The following is a 7,462-nucleotide window of genomic DNA, read 5'->3' as shown; positions in this document are numbered from 1 at the left end:
GTGGGCGCGTGATTATCTCCGATCTGGAGCCGGTCGCGAATCCCAACACGACCAACAAATACAAGATCGTCTGGCAGCGCTGCTACGGCAGCAAGACCGCCCACGCCTCCACTTATGGCACCGCGGGTCAAACCAACCTCGACGGCATCGGCCCGGCGGGCCAGCTGGCGGTAGCGCAGCCCGACAATGCGACGATGTTCGTCGAAGTGTATTATGAGTACAAACCGCTGATCGGACTCGGCTCGCGCGCGCCCAGCACGACGATCACCGAGATCGCGTCGATGGCGGTGCGCGATCGCCGCGACCTGTCGCAAATTTACAATAACGAGAACGTCGCCAAGTCGACCTGCTGATCGAAATAATCGCAAGTCAAGGCATCTGGTGGATTGGTGGTGACGTATTTTGAGCTGCCGGGTTAGGGAAACTGACACTTCCCCTATGAATGGCTCGCGACGCTGACATTGCCACCTGCTGACATTCGAGGCCAAACAATCACCTAATGCTCTTTATTGCATTGTTCCCGATTTGTCCAGCTTCGCTCACTAGGGGGTAGGCACTCAAAGCGGCCTGTCCGCTAACGCCCCAGTTCCGGTCGTAGCCGACCGGCTCACACGATCGTGAAAGCTGCCACTTTCAGATCGGCGGAGCATCCATCGATTGTGTTCGCGTTTTTTCGCTGTAACCTTCGATTTCTGCGCATCGCAGGATCAATCGTCGCCGGGGACAACATTCATGAGATTCGAGCGCGTTAAGCCACTCGACGCTATCCTTGCCGCAGCCGAGCAAAAGTCGCTCAAAAGAACGCTGGGCTGGTTCCAGTTGACGCTGTTCGGGATAGGTTGCGTCATCGGGACTGGGATTTTCGCGCTTACCGCAGCGGGCGCACAAAAAGCGGGCCCTGGCCTAATGCTCGCCTTTGCGATTGCGGGAGCGATCTGCGTCGTGGCAGCGTTGTGCTACGCCGAGATCGCGGCGATGATACCTGTGGCCGGATCGGCCTACACCTACACCTACTCGGTGATGGGCGAGCTGCTTGCGTGGACAGTCGGTTGGGCGTTGGTGCTGGAATATGCCGTTGCAGCGTCTGCGGTAGCGGTCACTTGGTCTGATTATTTTCAAGGCACAGTGCTGACGCAATTCCTGGGGATTCAGTTGCCCCCCTGGCTCGCCGCCGGCCCGCTCGCGCTAGGAGGCTCGCCCGGAGGACTGATCAATCTCCCAGCCGTATTTATCGGTCTGCTAATTACGTTTCTGCTGGTGATTGGGACGAGTGAAAGCGCGAAGGTCAACGCGGTGTTGGTCGCGATCAAGGTCACCGCCTTGACCGCTTTCGTCGTCCTGACGCTACCGAGGGTGCAAGCTGCGCAATTCAATCCCTTTCTTCCCGCTGGCGTGTTCGGCGGTTTTGGCTCTGGCGTGGGCGCTGTTGGCGCCGCCGCGACGATTTTCTTCGCCTATGTCGGATTTGACGCGGTTTCCACAGCAGCGGAGGAGACCAAAAATCCGCAGCGCAATGTGCCGATCGGCTTAATCGGGTCGCTTCTCTTCTGCACAATTTTCTACATTATCGTTGCGGCAGGGGCGATCGGAACAATTGGCGGTCAGCCGATCATGGGACCAGACGGAACGCCTTGGCCAGCCGGTTCGGAAGAGCTGGCACGGCAATGTGCTTTGCCGCAATATGCCCAAGCGTTGGTTTGTTCGAAGGAGGCTCTAGCCCACGTCCTGCGGGAAATTGGCTTTACGACTGTGGGCAACATGTTGGGGATCGCCGCCTTTATTGCGCTGCCGTCTGTGATCCTGGTACTGATGTTCGGCCAGACCCGGATTTTTTTCGTGATGTCACGAGACGGTCTACTGCCGGATATGCTATCCAGAGTACACCCGCGCTTCAAAACGCCGTATGTAGTCACAATAATTACTGGTCTGGCGGTATCGCTTGCAGCTGCATTCCTGCCGGTCGGGCAGCTTGCAGATATCGCGAACGCCGGAACGCTTTATGCGTTCATGATGGTCGCGATTGCTGTGATGCTGTTGCGCAAACGAGAGCCAAACCGGAAACGTTCCTTCAGAACGCCTGCTTTGTGGCTGGTTGGTCCCGCGACCATTGCGGGTTGTATATTCCTCTTCGTCAACCTTCCGTTCGCTGCGATGCTTGTTTTGCCCATATGGGGAGCGGTCGGGCTGATGATATACTTTGGCTACAGTCGTAGTCGCAGCCATCTGGGTCGTGGGATTGTTGAAGTGGTGAGCATGGATCAAGCTGGATTGGAGCCAGAGATACCGGGCGCGCACTGATTTATTGCTCAGGAACGAGAAAGCCTCGGGCGCCCGCTTGGCACTCTAACCCCAGGTAATTTGTCAGACCGCCGTACCCGGGCGGTTTTGACACTGGGGACGGGCTGGATTCGACCACGCCACTCTCGAAAGCGGCCTGGGCGCTTTCCACCAACCTCGGACGTTCCCTAACAAAATACCCAAGCCATTTTTGTCTACAACCTCCAGTGTTTGCTCGCGTTTCGGAGCGCGAACGTGGTTAACGTCGTCGGCGATCCGCTTGCCACCATTTCTCCCCGTTCGGTCCCTCGGCGCCTAGCCGTTTCACCCCAGAGCGGAACGGCGGCAAATGGGAGGAAAATCGGTCGGTCGGCAAGCGCCCAATTGCAGACATTCGCGCTCGACTGCTATGATCAAGGAATGAAGAGCATCCAAGCGGCTTTTTTGTTCGCAATGGCGGTCGGGGCCACGGCCTGCGACCGTATTTTCCCAAGCAGACAACCCGCAGTGCTCGGAAGCATTTGTGTGCATCGGGCGATGTGGAACAGCCTTGCACTATCCATTCACCAATTCGCTGCGGCTGATGGGTTGGAATTTCGTAGCGGCATTGACGAGAGGCCTGATCGAGAACCCTTCTTCAAGGCAGAGGTTGTGCGCCATCATTCTTTTTGGTTGGCCGAAAATAGCGTCCTCGTGATCAGCAACAGACAATCGAGTTCTATGGACTTGCTCGGCTTTTCGCAGGGAGCTTGGACTTCTCGAGATACGAAGATTGCAATTGCTCTCAAGAAAGCGATCGAGCCGTCTCTATGCGAAGCCGAGTTGACCGGCAGCTAACCACCAACCTCGGACGTTCCCTAACAAAATACCCAAGCCATTTTTGTCTACAACCTCCAGCGTTTGCTCGCAATTGCGGATACCGTAGAGTGTCGGCGTCATCGATGATCCTTCTGAAGCCAGGTGCGCGCCGTTCCCGACGTCGCACGGGGGCGCAAGCGAAGAAAGCGGTCGGGCAGCAAGCGCCCCACTACCGGACGTTCGAGGCCGTCCTTGCACCGTCTGGTTGCGGCCGTTCATACAATCGGCCAGAAGCTGCCGGTTGTATGGCGATATTTGCTACGCTCATTTTGCTCGGTGCGGTTACGGTCGGCAATCATCCTCCCATTGACGCTGTGCGGGACGATCTGCCCGCTTTCGTTGGATATCGGCTCACGCTGTGTGGTGAGGTTTCAGCGGATCGATCGATCCTGTATTCAGACACGGTGTCGCAATTCCACGGTCGAGTAGGGATAAAGCTGCGCGGCTACCGTTCGGCAGGACGAAGCAAGTGCATTGTCGGCTACCTTGTCCATGAAGACGATCAGGAGCCGCCTGGCCGAGGTTATCCGCGGATCATGCACTACACGGATGCCGCAGTTCAACCCGACTATGTATTCATAACGGCTGGCCGGTGAGCCAAGACGTTCCCTGCTCGGCCGCTTGCACGATCGGCAACTAGGGTTCGTCAAATCAAAGCGGCCAGTCCTCTTTCCACCACTTGCGGACGTTGGCGCGCACTCTCTACAATGCGAGCTATGATGACACCCGCCCGACCACTACGAGATGAAGAACGCGAGCTTCTCACCTGTCTTTGAAATTTAATGAAATCGGTCAATGCGCTGCTACCTGAAATTCGCATTAGATAAATGGAGGACGGCGGTATGGGCAGCCTATCATTCGTGTCTTCAAAGCTCCATCGCTCAATGGGACAAATCGCTAGTAAGTGCTTCTTTTCCGATGCTGACGGCGTATCGGTAGAAGCGTCTCTTCTATTGGATAAAGAGGGCGATCTCTTTGAACTGGACATGTGGAAGGTTGATTTCGCACCCCTCATCCGGATAACGAGCCCCACGTTTTTTTCTTCGCCCCATGATGCGCGGAACGGCAGTTAACCATCAGGTCGGGCCGTTCGCCTGGCGATTGGAGGGGGGATTAAAGCCGCCGGGCCGGGTTCGCCCAGTAATGGCCATTAAAGCGGCCCCACTCATCGCTTTGAAGCAGTCGTCCGTTCAGTTGATTCTTTGCCGCCGGTGTGGTCCAGTCCAGTCGTTAGCGTTGATCAGGAGCAGTTCGATGAAAACCGGGTTTGCTGTCATTGCCTGCATGACCACCTCGATCGCAGGCACGTCAGTTAATTCGAACGCTATTATATCAAAGCACCTAGTGCCAATACGTCACGAGACGCGGGAATGTCAGTTACCGCCGGGCTGGGACGCCGTAGCGGCCCGCAAGCCGCACTTTGTTATATTTGGTGAAACACATGGAACGCAGCAGGCGCCCGCTTTTGTTGGTGATGTAGCATGTGCGCTGGCTGCACGTGGCGAACGGGTCCTTGTTGCTGTTGAACATTCCTCAACTGAAAATGCTATCCTGCAGAATACCTGGAGCCTTTCGGACGCCCAGTTTCCTGGCGCATTGAAGAGGGCAGGTTGGTCTGACCGGGATGACGGCACCAGCAGTGAGGCAATGTCACACCTCCTCCTCCGGCTCCACCGATTGGCACATCGAGGTCAGTCGATCGACATAGTCGCGTTCAATGGCGCACGGGACGAGGCACAGAGCCGCCAATTTTCACATTTGCCCGGGCAGGGAGCGCATGAGGCGGCACAGGCGGACAACATTCGGATTGCGGCGGCAGCACACTCGTACGACCGTGTCCTCGTTTTGGTGGGTAATGCCCATGCCCGTAAACGCCCGATCGAGCGTTCTGGTGCAGCTTTCGAGCCTATGGCGATGCGGCTGGGGTCGCCTTCAACGATAGTCACGCTCAATATGCTAACCGCGGGCGGAACAGCCTGGAATTGCGAATTGAAACGCGGTGTAACGCCTAGACTGGGCCTGCCGATTACGGCGAACGATATCGCATGCGGCAGCTACCCCTTTCGGGGTCTTACGGATTTGCGGCGACCTACGTTTATCGAATTGGGAGCATTGCCAGGATCTGCCATCGATCCTGACTACGATGGAATTTTCTGGTTGGGTAAAGTCAGCGCCTCTCCACCGGCAGTGGACGCGAGCGAACCCGTCTCCGGGCAACCGTCAGCTAAGTAACCGATGCCTCCGAAAGCTGCCTTTCCGCTTTCCACCAACTTTAACCGTTCCCGCAACATCGGGCCTTGCGGCCCGCCTGAAAGCCGACCGGCAGGTTTGAGGCCGGAAACCTGCCGACCGGAACCGCCCACTCCCGGTCGTTCCATCGGTCTGCGCTGACCCCAAAACCGACCATTCGAGCCGGCCGCCCCTATTTCTCCATGTCCGGCAGGCAATTTCGGGAAAACGCAATCGGGAAAAGATTTTGGGAAGGTGCTCTCTCAGCAACGACGACACAACCGTCCCACCCCGGCTTTCCCGTTCGACGTTCTCCTTTGGGAAAGGGCGGTTGAGGGCATAGCTACCGAACCGGATGGCTCTGTCAGACGAACGAGGCAGGTGCTAGCTGCGGGCGATGAGCCGCAAATCGAGAGCCAAGCCGCCATCGCCTTTCCGCTGTTACAACTCGTCGCCCGCGGTGATCCGCCTCGTGGTGATGATGTACGTGAAATATCCTCTCAGCCTGCGCAACGTCGAGGATTTGCTTTTCGAGCGCGGCATCGATCTCTGCCATGAGACGGTGCGGATGTGGTGGAACAGGTTCGGGCCGCTGTTCGCCAGCGACATCCGCCGCCAGCGGGTCTCGCGGATGCGTGGGTTCCGCCATTGGCGCTGGCATCTCGACGAGATGTACGTGAAGCTGAATGGCGAGATGGTCTACTTGTGGAGCGCCGTGGATCAGGAGGGAGAAATCCTCGAGAGCTTCGTCACGAAGAGGCGTGACAAGGAAGCTGCGCTCAGCTTCATGAAGCGCGCGTTGAAGCGTCATGGATCGCCAAAGGCAATCACGACTGACGGCCTACGATCGTATGGCGCCGCAATGAGCGAGCTTGGCAACAGCGACAAGCGGGAGGTGGGCCGCTGGGCCAACAACCGGGTCGAGAACAGTCACCTGCCGTTCCGACGACGAGAGCGGGCGATGCTGCGGTTCCGACAAATGAAGTCGTTACAGAAGTTCGCATCGGTCCACGCCAACGTCCACAATCACTTTAACCAGGAACGCCACATCGTCGATCGACAGACCTACAAGGAACGCCGCTCGGCCGCACTGGCCGAGTGGCAGAAAGTCTTGAGCTGAGGCATCGCCACCCTATGCCCGAGCCCCATCGTGTGGAGACGAGTTCGCATTAGACTGACAGCACCGGCACTGCGCTTCATGAAAAAGACGCTGAAGCGTCACGGCTCGCCTGAAGCGATCACCACCGACGGCCTACGCTCCTACCGCGCTGCGATGAAAGAGCTGGGGAATGCTGACAAGCAGGAGGTGGGACGCTGGGCCAATAACAGGTGCGAGAACAGCCACCTGTCGTTCCGACGACGCGAGCGAGCGATGCTCAGGTTCCGACGAATGAAGTCGCTACAGAAGTTCGCTTCCGTCCACGCCAACGTCCACAATCACTTCAATCTCGAACGCCATCTCGTTGATCGCCAGACCTTCAAGGAACGCCGCTCGGCCGCACTGGCCGAGTGGCAACTCCTTGCCAGCTAGGCGGATGCCCTCAAGATCGGACTCCATCGTGGAGAGACGAGTTCGCTTTAGACTGACAGCACCTCCGCGAGCGGTTCGCGTGCCGCGCGTGCGAAGCGGTGACCCAGCCGCCCGCTCCGTTTCACGCGACGCCGCGCGGGATGTTCGGCCCGAGCTTCCTGGCGATGGTCATGTTCGAGAAGTTCGGCACGCATCAGCCGCTCAACCGTCAGCGCGACCGCTATGCCCGTGAAGGCGTCGAGATCAGCCTGTCGACACTCGCCGATCAGGTAGGGGCCTGCGCTGCCGCGCTGCGGCCGCTTCATCGGCTGATCGAAGCGCACGTGCTCGCCGCCGAGCGACTGCATGGCGACGATACGACCGTGCCGGTGTTGGCGAAGACCAAGGCCGATGTCGGGAGGCTATGGACCTATGTTCGCGATGACCGACCGTTCGGCGGTCCGGCACCGCCAGCGGCGCTGTTCCATTACTCGCGGACCCGCCGCGCCGAGCACCCGGTTGGGCATCTCACCGGCTATGGCGGCATCCTGCAAGCCGACGCTTATGCCGGATACAACGCGCTGTTCC

General features: G+C 58.2%; 6 protein-coding genes and 3 pseudogenes. All 9 read left to right on the top strand.

Annotation, left to right across the window (positions count from 1 at the left end):
- Positions 1-353: pseudogene (locus EAH84_RS16000) on the top strand (TadE/TadG family type IV pilus assembly protein); the annotation flags it as partial.
- Positions 354-732: 379 nt separating this feature from the next.
- On the top strand, positions 733-2,298 hold the full coding sequence (locus tag EAH84_RS15410; protein ID WP_140872859.1) for an amino acid permease: 1,566 nt from the start codon (positions 733-735) through the stop codon (positions 2,296-2,298).
- A gap of 234 nt (positions 2,299-2,532) precedes the next feature.
- Positions 2,533-3,114 carry a hypothetical protein gene (locus EAH84_RS15405; protein WP_140872858.1) on the top strand — a complete coding sequence of 194 codons (582 nt, stop codon included), beginning with the start codon at positions 2,533-2,535 and terminating at the stop codon, positions 3,112-3,114.
- Positions 3,115-3,218: 104 nt separating this feature from the next.
- The gene (locus EAH84_RS15400) at positions 3,219-3,731 is read left to right on the top strand and encodes a hypothetical protein (protein WP_140872857.1); all 513 of its coding nucleotides are present in this window, start codon (positions 3,219-3,221) and stop codon (positions 3,729-3,731) included.
- Positions 3,732-3,962: 231 nt separating this feature from the next.
- The gene (locus tag EAH84_RS16670) at positions 3,963-4,208 is read left to right on the top strand and encodes a DUF6984 family protein (protein WP_425326470.1); all 246 of its coding nucleotides are present in this window, start codon (positions 3,963-3,965) and stop codon (positions 4,206-4,208) included.
- 181 nt (positions 4,209-4,389) lie between these two features.
- Positions 4,390-5,367 carry a hypothetical protein gene (locus tag EAH84_RS15395; RefSeq protein ID WP_140872856.1) on the top strand — a complete coding sequence of 326 codons (978 nt, stop codon included), beginning with the start codon at positions 4,390-4,392 and terminating at the stop codon, positions 5,365-5,367.
- A 394-nt stretch (positions 5,368-5,761) separates the two neighbouring features.
- Positions 5,762-6,484 (top strand): IS6 family transposase, encoded by a 723-nt coding sequence (locus EAH84_RS15390; RefSeq protein ID WP_140872855.1) that lies wholly within the window; start codon positions 5,762-5,764, stop codon positions 6,482-6,484.
- A 57-nt stretch (positions 6,485-6,541) separates the two neighbouring features.
- Positions 6,542-6,895, top strand: a pseudogene (locus EAH84_RS15385) (DDE-type integrase/transposase/recombinase); the annotation flags it as partial.
- 56 nt (positions 6,896-6,951) lie between these two features.
- Positions 6,952-7,462 (top strand): annotated as a pseudogene (tnpC, locus tag EAH84_RS15380) (IS66 family transposase); the annotation flags it as partial.

The sequence above is a fragment of the Sphingomonas oligophenolica genome (genome assembly GCF_006438955.1).
GTDB lineage: Bacteria > Pseudomonadota > Alphaproteobacteria > Sphingomonadales > Sphingomonadaceae > Sphingomonas > Sphingomonas oligophenolica_A.
This window is presented reverse-complemented; position numbering and strand designations above follow the sequence as displayed.

Coding starts and splice junctions, on each gene's coding strand:
- EAH84_RS15395 (WP_140872856.1), top strand. CDS start 4,390: ATGAAAACCGGGTTTGCTGTCATTGCCTGCATGACCACCTCGATCGCA.
- EAH84_RS15410 (WP_140872859.1), top strand. CDS start 733: ATGAGATTCGAGCGCGTTAAGCCACTCGACGCTATCCTTGCCGCAGCC.
- EAH84_RS15390 (WP_140872855.1), top strand. CDS start 5,762: ATGAGCCGCAAATCGAGAGCCAAGCCGCCATCGCCTTTCCGCTGTTAC.
- EAH84_RS15400 (WP_140872857.1), top strand. CDS start 3,219: ATGATCCTTCTGAAGCCAGGTGCGCGCCGTTCCCGACGTCGCACGGGG.
- EAH84_RS16670 (WP_425326470.1), top strand. CDS start 3,963: ATGGAGGACGGCGGTATGGGCAGCCTATCATTCGTGTCTTCAAAGCTC.